The organism is Pedobacter sp. Leaf216 (assembly GCF_001421515.1).
Taxonomy (GTDB): domain Bacteria; phylum Bacteroidota; class Bacteroidia; order Sphingobacteriales; family Sphingobacteriaceae; genus Pedobacter.
In genome coordinates, this window is record NZ_LMKM01000015.1 from 1 (window position 1) to 16,266 (window position 16,266).

Annotated in this window: 18 protein-coding genes; 10 read left to right on the forward strand and 8 right to left on the reverse strand. The window is 38.3% G+C overall.

Going from position 1 to position 16,266, the window contains the following annotated elements; translation table 11 throughout:
- Positions 1–159: 159 nt before the first annotated feature.
- The 3 genes from can to ASE74_RS13450 form a co-directional block, all read right to left on the reverse strand.
- Positions 160–816, reverse strand: a complete 657-nt coding sequence (can, locus tag ASE74_RS13440; RefSeq protein WP_055909989.1) for a carbonate dehydratase — start codon at positions 814–816, stop codon at positions 160–162.
- 2 nt (positions 817–818) lie between these two features.
- A complete protein-coding gene (locus ASE74_RS13445) occupies positions 819–2,426 on the reverse strand; it encodes a SulP family inorganic anion transporter (RefSeq protein WP_055909992.1) in 1,608 nt (535 codons plus the stop codon).
- Positions 2,427–2,584: 158 nt separating this feature from the next.
- Positions 2,585–2,887, reverse strand: a complete 303-nt coding sequence (locus tag ASE74_RS13450; RefSeq protein WP_235526092.1) for a hypothetical protein — start codon at positions 2,885–2,887, stop codon at positions 2,585–2,587.
- Positions 2,888–3,288: 401 nt separating this feature from the next.
- Between ASE74_RS13450 and ASE74_RS13455 the strand changes: the two genes are divergently transcribed.
- The 8 genes from ASE74_RS13455 (at position 3,289) to ASE74_RS13490 (ending at position 10,115) form a co-directional block, all read left to right on the forward strand.
- The gene (locus ASE74_RS13455; RefSeq protein WP_055909996.1) at positions 3,289–4,830 is read left to right on the forward strand and encodes an acyl-CoA carboxylase subunit beta; all 1,542 of its coding nucleotides are present in this window, start codon (positions 3,289–3,291) and stop codon (positions 4,828–4,830) included.
- Between the two features lie 91 nt (positions 4,831–4,921).
- A complete protein-coding gene (locus tag ASE74_RS13460) occupies positions 4,922–6,103 on the forward strand; it encodes an MFS transporter (RefSeq protein ID WP_055909998.1) in 1,182 nt (393 codons plus the stop codon).
- Positions 6,104–6,112: 9 nt separating this feature from the next.
- Complete coding sequence (locus tag ASE74_RS13465; RefSeq protein ID WP_055910000.1) at positions 6,113–6,697, forward strand: hypothetical protein; 585 nt, start codon at positions 6,113–6,115, stop codon at positions 6,695–6,697.
- A gap of 2 nt (positions 6,698–6,699) precedes the next feature.
- Positions 6,700–7,149: a GNAT family N-acetyltransferase gene (locus ASE74_RS13470; RefSeq protein WP_055910002.1), complete on the forward strand. Its 450-nt coding sequence runs from the start codon at positions 6,700–6,702 to the stop codon at positions 7,147–7,149.
- A 41-nt stretch (positions 7,150–7,190) separates the two neighbouring features.
- The gene (locus tag ASE74_RS13475) at positions 7,191–8,306 is read left to right on the forward strand and encodes a M42 family metallopeptidase (protein ID WP_055910004.1); all 1,116 of its coding nucleotides are present in this window, start codon (positions 7,191–7,193) and stop codon (positions 8,304–8,306) included.
- Complete coding sequence (locus ASE74_RS13480) at positions 8,306–8,566, forward strand: hypothetical protein (RefSeq protein WP_055910006.1); 261 nt, start codon at positions 8,306–8,308, stop codon at positions 8,564–8,566. The genes ASE74_RS13475 and ASE74_RS13480 overlap by 1 nt, the downstream gene beginning before the upstream one ends.
- 155 nt (positions 8,567–8,721) lie before the next feature.
- Complete coding sequence (gpmA, locus tag ASE74_RS13485; RefSeq protein ID WP_055910008.1) at positions 8,722–9,411, forward strand: 2,3-diphosphoglycerate-dependent phosphoglycerate mutase; 690 nt, start codon at positions 8,722–8,724, stop codon at positions 9,409–9,411.
- Between the two features lie 293 nt (positions 9,412–9,704).
- Entirely contained in the window at positions 9,705–10,115 is a 411-nt protein-coding gene (locus ASE74_RS13490; RefSeq protein WP_055910011.1) for a PAS domain-containing protein, read from the forward strand.
- Here ASE74_RS13490 and xth read toward each other — a convergent pair whose 3' ends face one another.
- On the reverse strand, positions 10,116–10,892 hold the full coding sequence (gene xth / locus ASE74_RS13495; RefSeq protein ID WP_055910018.1) for an exodeoxyribonuclease III: 777 nt from the start codon (positions 10,890–10,892) through the stop codon (positions 10,116–10,118).
- 163 nt (positions 10,893–11,055) lie between these two features.
- On the opposite strand from xth, the gene ASE74_RS13500 reads away from it, so the two are divergent.
- Positions 11,056–11,511 carry a sigma factor-like helix-turn-helix DNA-binding protein gene (locus ASE74_RS13500; protein ID WP_055910021.1) on the forward strand — a complete coding sequence of 152 codons (456 nt, stop codon included), beginning with the start codon at positions 11,056–11,058 and terminating at the stop codon, positions 11,509–11,511.
- Positions 11,512–11,518: 7 nt separating this feature from the next.
- A complete protein-coding gene (locus ASE74_RS13505) occupies positions 11,519–11,998 on the forward strand; it encodes a hypothetical protein (RefSeq protein WP_235526093.1) in 480 nt (159 codons plus the stop codon).
- 201 nt (positions 11,999–12,199) lie between these two features.
- Here the strand turns inward: ASE74_RS13505 and ASE74_RS13510 are convergent, their stop codons facing one another.
- The 4 genes from ASE74_RS13510 to ASE74_RS13525 all read right to left on the reverse strand — a co-directional run bounded on the left by ASE74_RS13510 (position 12,200) and on the right by ASE74_RS13525 (position 16,093).
- The gene (locus ASE74_RS13510; RefSeq protein ID WP_055910028.1) at positions 12,200–12,718 is read right to left on the reverse strand and encodes an RNA polymerase sigma factor; all 519 of its coding nucleotides are present in this window, start codon (positions 12,716–12,718) and stop codon (positions 12,200–12,202) included.
- A gap of 124 nt (positions 12,719–12,842) precedes the next feature.
- The gene (locus ASE74_RS13515; RefSeq protein ID WP_055910031.1) at positions 12,843–13,493 is read right to left on the reverse strand and encodes a response regulator transcription factor; all 651 of its coding nucleotides are present in this window, start codon (positions 13,491–13,493) and stop codon (positions 12,843–12,845) included.
- 40 nt (positions 13,494–13,533) lie between these two features.
- Entirely contained in the window at positions 13,534–14,610 is a 1,077-nt protein-coding gene (locus ASE74_RS13520; RefSeq protein WP_055910034.1) for a PAS domain-containing sensor histidine kinase, read from the reverse strand.
- Positions 14,611–14,980: 370 nt separating this feature from the next.
- Positions 14,981–16,093 (reverse strand): Gfo/Idh/MocA family protein, encoded by a 1,113-nt coding sequence (locus ASE74_RS13525; protein WP_055910036.1) that lies wholly within the window; start codon positions 16,091–16,093, stop codon positions 14,981–14,983.
- Positions 16,094–16,266: the final 173 nt, after the last annotated feature.

Here is a 16,266-nt window from a genome sequence, read left to right on the forward strand (position 1 = left end):
ACGACACCCTTGTCTCGAGCTAACACTTCCTACTGCTAAGCGTGTTCGGGACTTGAACCCTATAGTCGATTGCCATGCCCGGCGCACGAAAAATAAAAGCCCCCGATATAAACCGGAGGCTTTTCCTAACAACTAAAAAATAACACCTATGGTGGTGTTTTATCCAACTTTAAAAGCAGGAGCAACATCATCAATACAAGTACATGTTACCTGTAAATCTTTAATGATTCCTGTTTTTAAGCTATAAACCCAAGCATGTACAGAAAGCTCCTGGCCATTTGCCCAGGCACTTTGTACAATTGAAGTATTGGTTACATTTGCTGCACCTTCAATAGCGTTCAGTTCAACCAAACGATCAAAACGCTGATCCTCATCTTCAATCGCCGCCATTTCACTTTCGTGCGTACGGTATACATCGCGGATGTTTCTCAACCAGTTGTCGATTATACCAACCTGTTTGTTACCCAAGGCCGCTTTAACACCACCACAACCATAATGGCCGCAAACAATTACATGTTTTACTTTCAATACATTAATAGAATAATCCAGTACCGAAAGTAAATTCATATCAGTATGCACCACTACATTGGCAATATTTCTATGTACAAAAATATCACCAGGGCGGGTATTCGTAATCTGGTTGGCAGGTACACGGCTATCAGAACAGCCTATCCACAATACAGGCGGACTCTGGCCTGCAGAAAGTTTATCAAAAAAGGCAGGATCCTTGTCTATTGTATCCTTAACCCAATCCTTATTGCCTTGTAACAAGTTATCGTAAGTAATATCTTGTGTTTCTATTGTTTTTGCGCACATAACTATATTTTATTAATTTCTTCTTTTACTTTAATATTTAATTTTGGTACTGTATAATGTTTCTGGATGTTCTCCAGGGTTACAATAATACCTTTTGTATAGGCATTATGTTTGTAATTAAAAATGGTTTCCAATACATCAGGATCTATGTACCTGGCGTTCGAACCATCAATAGTTACATTTGTTTCTTTAGGGATATTCGTTAAAACTACCTGTATTGCTGCTTTATTTAAAAATGAAACCTCTTCTGCCAGTTTAATCCTTATATTCTTTTTGTCGCCTTCGTTCGTAATTCTGTAAAAGAAGGGGTTACGCATGTTGGTACGCAATAAATAAAATATCGAAACCAACATACCAATGGCCACTCCTTTTAATAAATCGGTAAACAACACCGCAACAACTGTAATTACAAATGGCACAAACTGATCCCATCCTTTATGGTACATGTGCTTAAACAAGCTGATGCGAGTTAATTTATAACCCGTTACCAAAAGAATTGCTGCCAAACACGACAATGGAATCATGTTAATTAAACCCGGAATAAACAACAGGGATAACAATAACCAGGTTCCATGGAAAATTGCCGACATTTTTGTTCTTCCTCCAGCATTTACATTGGCCGAACTCCGTACAATTACCGATGTCATGGGTAAACCACCAACCATTCCACTGGTGATGTTGCCTATCCCCTGCGCAATCAATTCTCTGTTTGTTGGCGTAACACGCTTAATCGGATCAATCTTATCTACCGCCTCAATACTGAGCAAGGTTTCTAAACTGGCTACAACAGCAATGGTTATAGCCACAATATAAACGTTTTTATTAGCCAGTTGCGAAAAATCGGGCATGGTAAACAAACCTAAAAATTCACCGAATCCGCTTACTACAGGTATTTTCACCATTTGATCGGGCCTTAAAGGATGATCAGTACCAGCAAAAATTATAGTACCAATAATACCCAAGGTTACCACAAGCAATGGTGCCGGCACAATTGCCAATTTAGGAAATTTAGGCCAGATGATAAGAATGGCTATCGATAATAAGCTGATTACTACAGCAGCCAAACTAAAATGGCTTATTGCTGCAGTAATTGCAGAAAAAGTATTTTCGTGATCTTGTTGAAAGAAACCTTCATCGCCTGTAAAATCAGTATCAACACCTAATGCATGCGGCAACTGTTTTAAAATTAAAATCAGTCCGATTGCAGCAAGCATGCCTTCAATTACACTTGATGGAAAGTAGTTACCAATTGTTCCGGCCTTAACCAGGCCTAAAATTAATTGGAATACCCCTGCCAGCACAACAGCAAGTAAAAAGGTTGGATAGCTACCCAAAGAGGTAATAGCGCCCAAAACAATAACGGTTAAACCTGCTGCGGGGCCACTTACGCTCAGTTGCGAGCCGCTAAATGAGGCCACTACAATACCACCAATAATACCGGTAATTAAACCGGCAAATAATGGCGCACCCGAGGCAAGTGCAATACCTAAACACAATGGCAGGGCCACCAAAAACACTACAATACTTGATGGTAGATCTTTCTTTAAATTCTTTTTAAGAATATATTTCTTCACGTCCGAACCTGAAAAGGCCGGGTTAAACTTTTGCATAACGATATAATTATCTGGTAAATTTTAACGAATAAATCGTTGGGGAAATTTTAAAAAGCGATCACAGATCACAATGATTATATCGTGCAGGTATTTAAACACGGCATATACCATCATAGCTGGTTACTCACCAAAAAGATTACCCCAATAAAAACTGACTAAATAAAGTTAGGCGGTGGTGTTGGTACCGTAGGATGATATGGATCTACATATCTTTTGAAATGTTCAATAAAACTGCTCTTCAAAAAGAAATGACTTGAAGAGAACTCGTAAGAAAAAATAGGATGGTTAAGTTCAACAAGCTTAAAATCGGTAAACTTTGCGGTATCTTTGGCGGTATCCTTTCCGCCATCATGCTCTAACTCAATTTGCATGATTACAGCGTTCATGATTTCCTTATCAATACTCGTACAAAAAACCGGTGCACCAGATATACCCATCTTCGCCATGAAGATGAACATGAATGATGTAACGATTAAATACTTGTATTTCCTTAAAAACATCTACTAATTCTAATGTTGTTCTAATACTAACGGTTACAAAAATAAACGGATAATTGGTTTTTCAATGCTTTAGGCTGTAAAAAAAATGTAATTATATCGTAAATCTTAGTTTGTAGCTTATAAAAAAGGCTTTTATTTATCTTTTGAAACATCATGGCTTGGTTATCATCGGCCAGCGCAGCCCTGCCAATTGCTTAATCTTTCTGGCAACTTTCATTTCAAAATTAAAATCAAACCAGGCCAAAAAGGATACCGCTGCTGTTTAATTAACATCGGGCATAGTTCAAGGATAAATAACCTGGTGCAAACCTTGCATTACCGTTAGTAATTTTTAATTTTAAATTCTCATAGCTTCAGCAATGGATAAAAAAATAGCATTACTTAAAGATAAGATTAACCAGGCCAACCTAGGTGGCGGACAAGCGCGGATAGACAGTCAGCATAAAAAAGGCAAACTTACAGCCCGCGAACGCATTCATTTTTTAATGGATGAAGGTAGCTTTGAAGAAATCGGGATGATGGTTACCCACCGCAGCACCGATTTCGGCATGGAACGCGAAAAATATCTTGGTGATGGTGTAATAACAGGCTATGGAACAATCAACGGAAGGTTAACTTATGTTTTCTCTCAGGATTTTACCGTATTTGGCGGTTCACTTTCCGAAACCCATGCAGAAAAAATCTGCAAATTAATGGATATGGCCATGAAAAATGGTGCACCTTTAATTGGTTTAAATGACAGCGGTGGTGCCCGTATCCAGGAGGGTGTTGTTTCATTAGGCGGTTATGCAGATATTTTTTATAAAAACGTGCAGGCATCCGGTGTTATCCCGCAGCTATCGGCCATTATGGGCCCATGTGCCGGAGGTGCAGTGTACTCGCCCGCCATTACCGATTTTATTTTAATGGTAGAAAACACTTCATATATGTTTGTTACCGGCCCAAATGTGGTTAAAACAGTAACACATGAAGAAGTAACCTCAGAAGAATTGGGCGGCGCAACCACACATGCCACAAAATCAGGCGTTACGCACTTTGCCTGTGCCAACGAAATTGAAGCCATTAACCACGTAAAACGCTTACTCAGTTATATGCCTCAAAACTGTGAGGAAATTGCCGATCATTTACCATACGAAACCGCTGATGAAAGCAGGCCGGAGCTGAATACCTTTATGCCCGAAAATGCTTCACAGCCATATGATATCCGCGAAATAATTACCACTGTTACCGACAGTGATAGCTTTTTGGAAGTACATGCCGCCTATGCAGAGAATATTGTAGTAGGTTTTGCCCGCCTTGCAGGAAGAAGCATTGGCATAGTGGCCAATCAGCCAGCCTATTTAGCAGGTGTTTTAGACAGCAATTCATCAAATAAGGCCGCAAGGTTTGTCCGCTTTTGCGATTGTTTTAACATCCCTTTGCTTGTATTTGAAGATGTTCCGGGCTTTTTACCAGGTACAGATCAGGAATGGAACGGAATTATCACCAATGGTGCAAAATTATTGTATGCCTTTAGCGAAGCCACTGTACCGCGCATCACAGTAATTACCCGAAAAGCTTATGGCGGAGCTTACGATGTAATGAACAGCAAACACATTGGTGCAGATATGAATTACGCCTGGCCAAGTGCCGAAATTGCGGTTATGGGTGCTAAAGGTGCCGCAGAAATTATTTTTAAAAGAGAAATCAATTCAGCAGAAAAACCCGAAGAAAAGTGGCTCGAAAAAGAAAAGCTCTACTCCGATATCTTTGCTAACCCTTACCGTGCGGCAGAGCGTGGCTTTGTTGATGAAGTAATTGAACCCGCCCAAACCCGTGTAAAGTTGATAAAAGCTTTTAAGATGTTAGAAAATAAGGTAGTGAACAGCCCAAGAAAAAAACACGGAAATATACCTTTGTAGAAATAGTATATAGTCATAAGTGCATATTCAGCTAGTATAGCAACCCGCCCACTAACACTTATGACTGTTGACTTCTGACTCAAAAACCAACATGCAGATTACTCCCCAATTATCACGGACAGATATTTTACTCATGGCCTTTTGCACAGGCCTCATTGTTGCAAACATTTACTATTGCCAACCATTGGTGATCTTAATTGCGAAAGATTTTAAGCTCAGCGAAACCGATGCCGGAAAAATCACTTACCTCACACAAATTGGTTATGCCCTTGGCCTTTTCCTATTGGTACCACTTGGCGATATGTTTGAGCGCAAGAAACAGATTCTCATGATTACTGGTCTGGCTATTTTTGCCTTACTTGTGGCGGCAATTTCGCACACTTTCTTTCTACTCGAAATTGCTTCCATATTAATCGGAACATGCTCTATTGTACCACAATTAATTTTACCATTGGCAGCCAACTTAAGCACCGATGAAAACCGTGGTGCAAATATCGGCATGATTATGAGCGGGTTATTGGTGGGCATTTTAGCCTCACGCGCGGTAAGCGGAAGCATTGGCTTTTGGTTGGGCTGGCGTGCTGTTTATTATATCGCTGCTGCCATTTGTGGGTTACTAATCATTTTAATGGCCAAACGTTTCCCTAAAAGTTACCCTGCCTTTAAAGGAACATATAAAGAATTAATGCGCTCGATGTTTGGCTACATCAAAACCCAGCCTGCTTTAAGAGAAACATCGATTATTAACTTTTTGGCCTTCGCCATAATCAGTGCCTTCTGGACCACCATGGTGCTTTTCCTCGCCAATCCACCCTTTAGTTTTCAAACTTTACAGATTGGGTTATTTGGAATTGCCGGAGCTGCAGGCGCATTGGCGGCACCATTGGTTGGTAAACTGAGCGATGGTAACAATCCACGTAAAAACCTGATGATTGGCTTTATCCTGCAAATTGTAAGCATTGCCTTATTCTATTTTACAGGCAGCCACTTGTATCTTTTTGTAATTGGCATTGTATTGATCGATATTGGCCAGCAGGCTATCCATGTTACTAACCAAACCCGGATTTACACTTTAATACCTGAAGCAAGAAACCGGTTAAATACCATTTTTATGTCGGTTAGTTTTATTGGCGCAAGCTGTGGGTCGGCACTCGGTTTATGGCTCTGGGATCAGGGTGGATGGGCTTTATTCTGCTACGGGATGACGGGTATAATAATCCTTAACATATTAATTTACCAATTTTACGGAAGAAAAAATAAATCCATTAATTAATAAAAATACATGAAATCTAAAAACGCAATCAAAACACTTTCAATTCTCTTATTCTCTTTAGTTTTTGCAGGCCAGTTAAAGGCGCAAGACAGTACACATGTAGAACAACAAACAGAAGTTAAATCGCTGAACAAAATAAGGCTTACCTTATTGGGCATTAGTTATGAGCGTGAACAAAAAATTGATAGACTGGCCACCTTATATTTTGCCGGAGGTATAGGTGCTTCCTTTGCCATCCAAACAGAGGATTATGGCCTTATTGCTAAAACGAATACCTATTTTAATATCTCTCCAAACATTAATGCAGGGTTTAGGCGCTACTATAATTTTGACAAAAGAAATAAAAAAGGAAGGAAAACGGCCAACAATGCCGCCAACTATTACGGCTTGGATGTTTCGGCATACTTTAAACCGCTTTTAAACAATGATTATTTTGGTAATGGTGAGATTGGAATTACTCCGCAATGGGGGTACCAACGAAGTATTGGCAAAAAAATAAATTTTGAATTGATGCTAGGTCCAACCGTTCGCTTAGGCGCCTTTGATCCATACTTTGGGGTTGACGGCAGAATCGGTTTTAGCTTTTTATTATAACGATGGTTCAAATTGAGCAAATATTTCCTTCTTTAACCTGGCGGATCAGGCATGAAACCATGTATCCTGATCAACCCTTTGATTTTGTAAAACTACCAGATGATTTTAATGGCATCCATTTTGGATTGTATCTTGATCATAAATTAACAGGTGTAGTTTCCGTATTTAATGATGGAGATGTTTACCAATTCAGGAAACTGGCCATTCTTCCTACAGCACAAAAGACTGGTTTAGGTTCGCAATTGCTGGAATATATCATTGATTTTTGTAAAATTCAAAAAGCGACAAAACTATGGTGCAATGCCCGTGTAAATGCTAAAGAATTTTACTTTAAATTTGGCTTCCACGAAACCGATAAAACCTTTTTTAAAGATGGGTACGATTTTGTGATCATGCAATTAATATTAAATTACGAAGAACCCCCAATACGCGAAGATCACAAAGAAATTTAATTTTGTGCCCCCTGGTGCTTTGGTGGTAAAACAAATAACATATGGCTAAGAAAAAAGACGACGAAAAAAAGAAACATACTCCGGTAGTAACAAAAAAATCGCTACAATTTCTGGAAGAATACATTAATAACCCAGCGCCTACCGGTTACGAATGGGAAGGGCAAAAACTTTGGTTAAACTATTTAAAACCATATATCGACGAGCATTTTATAGATAATTATGGCACAGCAGTAGGTGTAATTAATCCTAAAGCAGCTTTTAAGGTAGTTATTGAGGCGCATGCTGATGAAATTTCGTGGTATGTAAATTACATCACCAGCGATGGTTTAATTTATGTAATCCGCAACGGTGGTTCTGATCATCAGATTGCGCCTTCAAAACGCGTAAACATCCACACCGAAAAAGGCCTGGTAAAAGCAGTATTTGGCTGGCCGGCCATCCACACCCGCCATGGTGAAAAAGAACAGGCTCCTGAACTTAAAAATATATTTTTAGATTGTGGTTGTACTTCAAAAGAGGAAGTAGAAAACCTGGGCATCCATGTAGGTTGTGTAATTACTTACGAAGATGAGTTTATGGTATTGAACGACCGCTATTATGTTGGTCGCGCTTTAGATAACCGTGTAGGTGGCTTTATGATTGCCGAAGTTGCACGTTTATTAAAAGAAAACAAGAAGAAGCTTCCGTTCGGTTTATACATTGTAAACTCTGTACAGGAAGAAATTGGTTTGCGTGGGGCAGAAATGATTGCACATCGTATTAAACCTAATGTGGCTATCATTACCGATGTAACCCACGATACCACTACCCCAATGATTAACAAAAACATTCAGGGCGATTTATCTGCCGGTAAAGGCCCGGTGGTTTCTTATGCGCCAGCCGTGCAAACCAACCTGAATAAACTGTTAATTAAAACTGCAGAAAAAAATAATATTCCATTTCAGCGTCAGGCTTCATCGCGCTCTACCGGAACAGATACTGATGCCTTTGCCTACTCAAATGGGGGTGTTCCATCAGCATTAATTTCATTACCGCTACGCTATATGCATACCACTGTAGAAATGGTGCATAAAGAAGATGTTGACAATGTAATCAGTTTAATTTACGAAAGTTTATTAAACATTACCGATGGTCATGATTTCAGGGAATTTAAATAATGGAAAAAGTAAACCATAAAAAAATCATCATCAGAACCTTTTTAAAGCTTTTGCTGATGATTTTGATCATTTTTACGCTAAACTCATGGCCAAGCATAAAACAAAGCATGAACGGTAATGCACCGCCACTTGCTTACTGGCTCGACCATAGTTTTAAAATAAGCAACATTATCCTCATTTTAGGGTTTACAGCTTATTTCTATTATAAAGATTTAACAGATCAAAGAGAATTGATCGAAAAAGAAAATCGACAAATTTAATTTTTAATATCCGAGCAAGATTAGTTGCTAAAGAAGTCAAGTTTTAATGGCCATGCGCTATAAAAACTTGACTTCTTTTATTTAAAAGGCATTTTACAATTTCACTACAATCATTTTTAGAACATTTTACATCTTATTTGTTTAAGCATATAGTTATGAAAAAACTTGTATTAATTCGCCACGGACAAAGCGTTTGGAACCTCGAAAACCGTTTTACCGGTTGGACGGATGTAGATTTATCAGAAAATGGTTACCAGGAAGCAAAAAAGGCAGGTGAAATTTTAAAAAAGCATGGTTATAATTTCAACATCGCTTTTACATCGCTATTAAAACGGGCTATTAAAACATTACACATCATTTTGGAGGATCTTGATCACCTTTGGATCCCCGAACATAAAAGCTGGCATTTAAACGAGCGTTTTTATGGTGCTTTACAAGGCCTGAACAAGGCAGAAACTGCAGAGAAATATGGAGCAGATCAGGTATATAAATGGAGAAGAAATCCTGATGAAGAACCTCCACAAATTACCAAAGATGATGAACGCTATCCTGGGAACGACCTCCGTTATCAACTCTTAAAACCCGAAGAATTGCCCTTAACCGAAAACTTAAGCGATACCATTGCAAGGGTATTGCCTTATTGGAACGAGCGCATTGTACCCGCCATAAGCAAAAACGAAAAAGTAATTATCAGCGCACATGGCAATAGTTTACGGGCACTGATTAAATACATCGATAACTTATCAAACGAAGAAGTTACCGCTTTAGAAATCCCTACAGGGGTGCCGCTGGTTTACGAACTGGATGATAACCTGCAAAAAATCAGGCATTATTATCTTGAATAAATACTAAAAGAAGCTTTATTTATAAAAATACCGTCATTTGAGGGAGGAAAACGAGAAGTAAACCATCATGCTAGATATTTTTGCTTAAAAGATTGCTTAGTTAGCTGAAAAACTTCTGCGAATTAACAGCACATAGAGTAATTTTATACCAATTTCACCTACTTATCTCCTCGTAGAGAAAAATTCTTGCCAACTATACCAATTAAAACCTTAAGCACTGCGTTTATTGTTATTAATACTTAAAATTATATTTACATTGTTTGCGTTATTATAACAATTAGTTTATCCTTATTATGAGATCAAATATTAGAAGCATCGATCTCTCAATTATCTGCGATGGTCATTGGGATGTTGTGTTCGACCACGTTGGTCTGGGTTTTTGGGAGTTAAGTGTAGCCACTGGAATACTCCGCTCAACCAGGTCGTTTAAAGAAAATTTTGGGTACCCGCCAAATGCTGTTTTAAGTTATGAAACCGTTTTAGGCTTAATTTTACCAGAAGATCTTGACCATGTTCAAGACGAAATTGAATTGACAGTAACCAGAGAAAAAAGCAGTTACAATGTGCTTTACCGCATCCGCCGTCCTGATGGTGAAATCAGATGGATTAAAGCGGATGGAATACTATCTCAGCAAGATGGCGAAAGTTTAAAACTAATCGGAACAACTTTAGATGTTACCGATTTAAAGCAGTCTGTTTCTTAATTATAAATCATCAATTTCAATCCACACAGGTCCGTGGTCGCTTGTTTTTTCCCATCCCCTAACTTCCCTGTCTACTCCTGCCGATTTTAAGCGATCGCTAACCTGTGGGCTCAGCAAAAAATGATCAATCCGTAACCCTGCATTCCTTCCGTATGCATTGCGGAAATAATCCCAAAAGGTGTAAATTGTTTCATCAGGATATAACTTTCTGATGGCATCTGTATACCCCTGCCCTATTAAATTTTTAAAGGCCAAACGTGTTTCTGGTCTAAACAAAGCATCCTCCACCCAGCGTTCGGGTTTATAAGCATCGAGTTCTGTTGGAATTACATTGTAATCTCCAGCCAAAACCACAGGCAAATTGTAGGTGAGTAATTTGGCAGCATGGGCAGTAAAGCGCTCAAACCATTGTAATTTATAATCAAACTTTGGCCCCGGTGCCGGGTTGCCGTTTGGCAGGTACAAACAGCCAATAATTACATTGTTTACCATAGCCTCAATGTACCGGCTATGCAAATCTTCAGGGTCGCCGTCTAACCCACGCCTTAATTCCTTTATTTCTAAATTTTTGGCCAATATGGCAACACCGTTCCAGCTTTTCTGTCCGTGCCAAATGGCATTATAACCAGCATCTTTAATGGCCTGTTCAGGAAATTTTTCTTGCGGTGCTTTTAGTTCCTGCAAACAAACTACATCGGGTTGGGTTTCTTCGAGCCAGCGCAATAAAACAGGCAAGCGACCATTAACTCCATTTACATTATAAGTTGCTATCTTCATTTTATAAATCTCAGTATTAAAACGCCAAATTGAAACCAAGTGTTTCAACTTACCATACTAAAGCTACAATTTTAGCAATAAAATTTCTTTTGAGTTAAAAAACTATGACTTATAAAAAATTTGCAACTATCTTGCAGTATATTAAATTATCCCGTAAGTACCCATGTTCAAAGCAGTTTTAAATATCCCTCCTGCAGAACCAAAGGATATCCGTTGGTTTTATGATCGCTATGCGGCAATGTTGCTTGGCTACATTAATGGCATTGTTAAAGACAAGCAGCAATCAGAAGATCAATTGGTTAAAATCCTTACCTCTTTTACCCAGGATTTTGTGGCGGCAGAAAAAAGCAATCAGCACATCTGGCTTGAGTTGCGCCAGTATGCACAAAACAGGTTAAATTCGGCTGTACTATCAGATCGTCAGCTTATTCAAAAACAATCTGTTAGCGAGCCAGGCTTAGCATCGCTTGATGATTTGCAGAAAATAGTTTTTAAAGCCGTGTACTATCACGGAAAATCAATTTCACAACTGGCCATAAGCTTAAATTATGGAGAAGAGGAAATACGTAACCAATTAAAATTAGCAATTGATAAAATGAGGAGGGCCCGTGGAAATTAAAAAATTAATGGAAAGCGGTTTAATGGAAACCTATGTAATGGGTATTGCAACCGAAGAGGAAATTCAGCAGGTTTTATCATTAACAAAAACACACCCTGAATTTAAAAATGCTTTAGATCAATTAGAGTTTGATATGGAAACATTGGCGCAAAGCATGAGCATCGATCCACCTGCCGGAACTCTGGAGAAAATTGAACAGGAGATTAACCAAATTCAACGCCGTAACCAAGCTTTACAGGCCGAACCAGAGCCAGCATTCAGGTACGATAACAGAGAGCAGGAATATGCCAAACAAGAACGCTATATCGAGGTAGAATCAGAATCTAACCAGATGCGGGTTAATAAAGCCTGGAAATGGGCATTTATAGCTGTTTTTGTATTGGGAAAGATATTTTTGGCTACTGCAATTTATTTTTACCTGGAAAACAGACAGGCGCAGGAGCAAATAAATGAACTGAAAATAGAATTGAAGCAAAAGCTAAGGTAATATTGAAAAATTGAGTAGAATAACCTCGCCTTTTTAAAACCAATAGTTAATTGAACTGTTTAGTAGATAAGATTCATTCATGTTTGAGCGCATGTTTGAGTTTAGATATAGGGATAAGCTAATTACTTATCCCTTTTTTAATATTTAAACTCATTATTTTTTAGATAGCTGTAGAATTTTGAATTGAGCTTAGCAATAAAACTAGGCTGCCATGCCAGATTTATAATTTTTAAGCATCTTTTTCAAAAGTCCTCTGGCCACATGTATTTTGGTTTTAACAGTACCAAGGGGAATATCCAGTTCTGCAGCAATTTCATGGTATTTATACCCTTCAAAATAGCGGCAGAAACAAAAGCGGCAATCTTCTGGCAATGCATTTAATGATTTTTGAATATCTTCCATCATAAACTTAGCAGTTCCGGCATTGCTTGATGCACTGGGGGCCAACTGTAAAGAAGTTAAATCTTCTTCCTGCTGGATCATTTCGTTTTTCCGCTTTAATTTATAATAATGATTAAGGAAGGTATTTTTTAAAATGGTAAAAAGCCATGCCCTAACATTACTGCCCATTTCAAACTTGGCCGAAAACCTAAATGCTTTCATAAAGGTATCCTGAACCAGATCGGCGGCATCGTCTTCATCACGAGTGTATGCTAATGCCCGCTCGAAAAGTGGCTGGCGATATTGGTAAATGTCGCAATTGAAATTTAATGTTTCCATGTTGGTTTTGGGATTGATGTAAATGTTCAACAAACGGTAACATGCAATGTTATTTGTAGAAATACCCGATTTTTTACGGTTTATTTAAAACACCGTAAAATGAACCCCAAAACCACCAAAATTGTTAAGAAATGTACCCGTTCCGCATCACAAAACGGACTAAAGATGCTGAGTTTTTGGTACCCGTTTTATTGATTAAAGCCTCCCTTTGGCTCTCAACTGTACGCCTGCTGAGGTACAATTTATCTGCAATTTCCTGGTTGGTTAAACCATCTGCTATGAGTTGTAATACGTTAATTTCGCGCTCAGAAAAATTAATTTCTCCGTTGGTTTTTTGCGACAGCATATTTAATTGGGTGTTAAAACGCTCCAAAATTGAGATGCATAAATTAGATGAAAGGTACCGTTTTCCCTTCATTACATGTTTAATGCAAAACAGCAGTTCATCTTCTTCAATATCTTTAGAGAGGTAAGCAAAAGCTCCTGAAATAAAGGCATTTGAAGCATATTTTTCATCATCTAAAATAGAGAGAATTACAATTTTTGTATTGTATCCATGTGCCTTAACTGCACTAATTAAACCTAAACCATCAAGGTTCGGCATGGCCATATCAGACAAAACAATATCAGCCTTTATTCCTTTTTCCAAAAGTGCTAAAACACCTAAACCATCAGATACTTCTGCTACAACTTTTATCCCATCATGTTTTTCTATAAGTGCTTTTAGAGAGGTGCGGATAATATGGTGATCGTCTGCAAGAATAATGTTAATCATAATTCAAATATAACTTACGCCATTTTAAAATTAAAAACGGCTACTTCGGAAGCTCGATATAGAAGGTGGTTCCGACACCAATTTTGCTCTTAAACCAGATTTTTCCCTGATGCAAATCTACAATCGACTTGATTATGCTCATTCCAAAACCTCCGGATTCTTCGCCCTTTAAACCCGGCCTTAAAGTTTCAGGCAAATGATCAAATAGTCCTGCCTGCAACTCATCCGGTATCCCTATGCCATCATCAGTTACGGTGATTAGAACCGTTTTTTCCAATTCTTCGGCATGCAAACCAATGTAACCGTTATCGGTTGTAAATTTTAAGGAGTTTGAAATTAAATTATTAATTACCTGCAAAAACTTCATGCTATCCAGGCGCAGGTAAATTTGCTCGGCAGAGCTGGTAAACTGTATATTTTTGGTTTTGCCCAATTTAGATCGCTTGTAAAAACGCACCACATCCCTAAGCTCCCAAACGAGATCGGCGCGCTCCTTGCCAATTTCTATTACTGATGATTTAAGAAACTCCCGATTAATCATACTCCTTACCAAGAGCAGGTTGCGCTCGCACATATCCTTAATAAAACTTAACGAATTCACCATCCGTTCATCGCCCATTTGTGCAATGCTATCTTCCATTGATGATGCTGTTAATTTCATCATTCCAAGTGGCTCCTTCAAATCATGCGCCAGCACCTCAAGGGTTATGTTCTTTCTGGCGTTAATTTGCTCAATATGGATTTTATTGTGCCGCACTACAGTAGTATCTTCTACAGTACCAATCATCCGCGCTCTGCCTGCATCAGCAACAGCAAATACCGTTGTACGCACATACTTTTCTCTACCTTTAAAAGTGAGGCGGAACTCATATCTCTTTTCTTTTTCATTTTCTAAACATTCTTCATAACATGAAAATACATGCGCTGTATCTTCAGGATGAATCCGCTCCAAAAGTACTTGTGGATTAGTATAAATATCATCTGGTGTTGTTTCCCAGATTGCAGCCAAGGATTTATTCAGGTAAGAAAATTTCTGTTGATCATGTTCGTAAATAAAGTAGCCATCAACAGACAAATCGCCAAGTTTGCAAAAAAGCTCGTTATTTAATTCGATCATAGATTTAGTGTTTGATAATTTGTACACGAGGATGGTTATGAACCTTCTGAGCAACCTAATCAGAAACGCAGCAGGCCGTAAAATGTTTTATATAAAAAAATTACGTAAAACGGGTTTACAATTAATCGCCATTTTAACCTAAATTATAGATATACAGCTGGCTTTTACAGAGATATTAACATTTTCCACACGATGTGTAAAATTATTTTGCATAACAAAACTAACTATTGCCTAAATTGTTAATCATAAAGGAAAGACAAAAAAGTCCTGTGAGCGGGAGATCCGCGGAGGGCAGGCACACCATAAAAAGAGGAATATCTTTTACCAATATAGCCATCATTACAGGTGGCTATTTTTATTTCGGGGCTGCTTACTTTAACACCACTTTTTTGCCCGTTTTGGCAGAGATTTTAGCCGCCTCCAAAATGCTAACTACAATTAAGTTATTGGCTAAAGAGGATAAATCATTTGTTGGGTTAATTTCGCCTTTTAATATTGCTGATAGATAATTTAAATGATTGGCATATACTGGCGGTAATGCTTTTGCTGCATATAACTTATAATCTTCCTTCCCGTTTTTCCTTCCCCTTAAATCTTTTTCGTTTACCGCTTGTATATATCCTGTTGCGCCAAACACTTCCATATCTTTTATGCTAAACGGCCAGTTCCACGAGGCCTCAATAATGCCGGTGGCACCAGGGTATTCTAATAAAATTGTGGCATCATCATCCACATTCGGATAAATATTTTTTTTAATCTGGTGCGTAACTGCTGTAACAGAAACGGGTGCTTTACCATCCATTAACCAGGTCATTAAATTTGCACCATAGCAGCCAAAATCCACCAATGCACCTCCACCGTTTTTAGCGGGATCAGTTAACCAGCTTAAAAACTCCTTACTTACACCAATTTCCTTTGGTCCTTCATGCCCATCATGTACAATTATTTTTCTTAAGGTGCCTATGCTATTGGTTTCTTTAACATTTTTATACACTTCCTGGTTACTGGGATACCAGGTGGTTTCGTAATTGGTAAGCACATGCACCTGATACTGTTTGGCCAGTGCCGCCATTCTTTCTGCTTGTTTAACCGTTACCGCCAAAGGTTTTTCTACCATTACCGATATGCCAAGCGGAGCAGCAGCTTCTACCACGGCTAAATGATCGCTTATGGCATTATAGGCCAGTACAACATCTGGCTTCTTTTTCTTTAATAAATCAACCAGGTTAGTATAAAATATACTGTCGGGAATTTTGTAGCGTGTTTTAAACTTGTTTACCAGTTCAGGATTACTTTCTGCAATACCGATGATATTAACCTCTGCCTTTTGGTAACTGTTCATAATGAGATACACATGATCGTGGTTTAACCCGGCAATTGCCACATTTAATTTCTGTTGCGCACAAACAGTAAATAAAGAAAATACAAAGCAGGCAACTAAGCTACTTAAGCTTAATAAATAGTTGTTTCGGTTAATAATCATGACTTCTGATTTCTATTGATAATTACCAATTTAGAAATTTATAAAAGCATAGATGTTAACACCCAAAAATATTACAGAGTTTAGAATAGGGAGGTGAGAAACAATTGATTCAACTTAAAGGGTGAGTGGTAAAAAAAATAAAATCTAACGGGATGATTAGATCACTCACATTA

Excerpts from the sequence above, each read along its gene's own strand:
- xth (WP_055910018.1), bottom strand. The coding sequence starts at position 10,892 with ATGAAGATAGCAACTTATAATGTAAATGGAGTTAATGGTCGCTTGCCT.
- gpmA (WP_055910008.1), top strand. The coding sequence starts at position 8,722 with ATGAAAAAACTTGTATTAATTCGCCACGGACAAAGCGTTTGGAACCTC.
- ASE74_RS13455 (WP_055909996.1), top strand. The coding sequence starts at position 3,289 with ATGGATAAAAAAATAGCATTACTTAAAGATAAGATTAACCAGGCCAAC.
- ASE74_RS13515 (WP_055910031.1), bottom strand. The coding sequence starts at position 13,493 with ATGATTAACATTATTCTTGCAGACGATCACCATATTATCCGCACCTCT.
- ASE74_RS13465 (WP_055910000.1), top strand. The coding sequence starts at position 6,113 with ATGAAATCTAAAAACGCAATCAAAACACTTTCAATTCTCTTATTCTCT.
- ASE74_RS13475 (WP_055910004.1), top strand. The coding sequence starts at position 7,191 with ATGGCTAAGAAAAAAGACGACGAAAAAAAGAAACATACTCCGGTAGTA.
- ASE74_RS13490 (WP_055910011.1), top strand. The coding sequence starts at position 9,705 with ATGAGATCAAATATTAGAAGCATCGATCTCTCAATTATCTGCGATGGT.
- ASE74_RS13460 (WP_055909998.1), top strand. The coding sequence starts at position 4,922 with ATGCAGATTACTCCCCAATTATCACGGACAGATATTTTACTCATGGCC.
- ASE74_RS13510 (WP_055910028.1), bottom strand. The coding sequence starts at position 12,718 with ATGGAAACATTAAATTTCAATTGCGACATTTACCAATATCGCCAGCCA.
- ASE74_RS13525 (WP_055910036.1), bottom strand. The coding sequence starts at position 16,093 with ATGATTATTAACCGAAACAACTATTTATTAAGCTTAAGTAGCTTAGTT.
- ASE74_RS13500 (WP_055910021.1), top strand. The coding sequence starts at position 11,056 with ATGTTCAAAGCAGTTTTAAATATCCCTCCTGCAGAACCAAAGGATATC.
- ASE74_RS13520 (WP_055910034.1), bottom strand. The coding sequence starts at position 14,610 with ATGATCGAATTAAATAACGAGCTTTTTTGCAAACTTGGCGATTTGTCT.
- ASE74_RS13445 (WP_055909992.1), bottom strand. The coding sequence starts at position 2,426 with ATGCAAAAGTTTAACCCGGCCTTTTCAGGTTCGGACGTGAAGAAATAT.
- can (WP_055909989.1), bottom strand. The coding sequence starts at position 816 with ATGTGCGCAAAAACAATAGAAACACAAGATATTACTTACGATAACTTG.
- ASE74_RS13450 (WP_235526092.1), bottom strand. The coding sequence starts at position 2,887 with ATGTTCATCTTCATGGCGAAGATGGGTATATCTGGTGCACCGGTTTTT.
- ASE74_RS13505 (WP_235526093.1), top strand. The coding sequence starts at position 11,519 with ATGGAAAGCGGTTTAATGGAAACCTATGTAATGGGTATTGCAACCGAA.
- ASE74_RS13470 (WP_055910002.1), top strand. The coding sequence starts at position 6,700 with ATGGTTCAAATTGAGCAAATATTTCCTTCTTTAACCTGGCGGATCAGG.
- ASE74_RS13480 (WP_055910006.1), top strand. The coding sequence starts at position 8,306 with ATGGAAAAAGTAAACCATAAAAAAATCATCATCAGAACCTTTTTAAAG.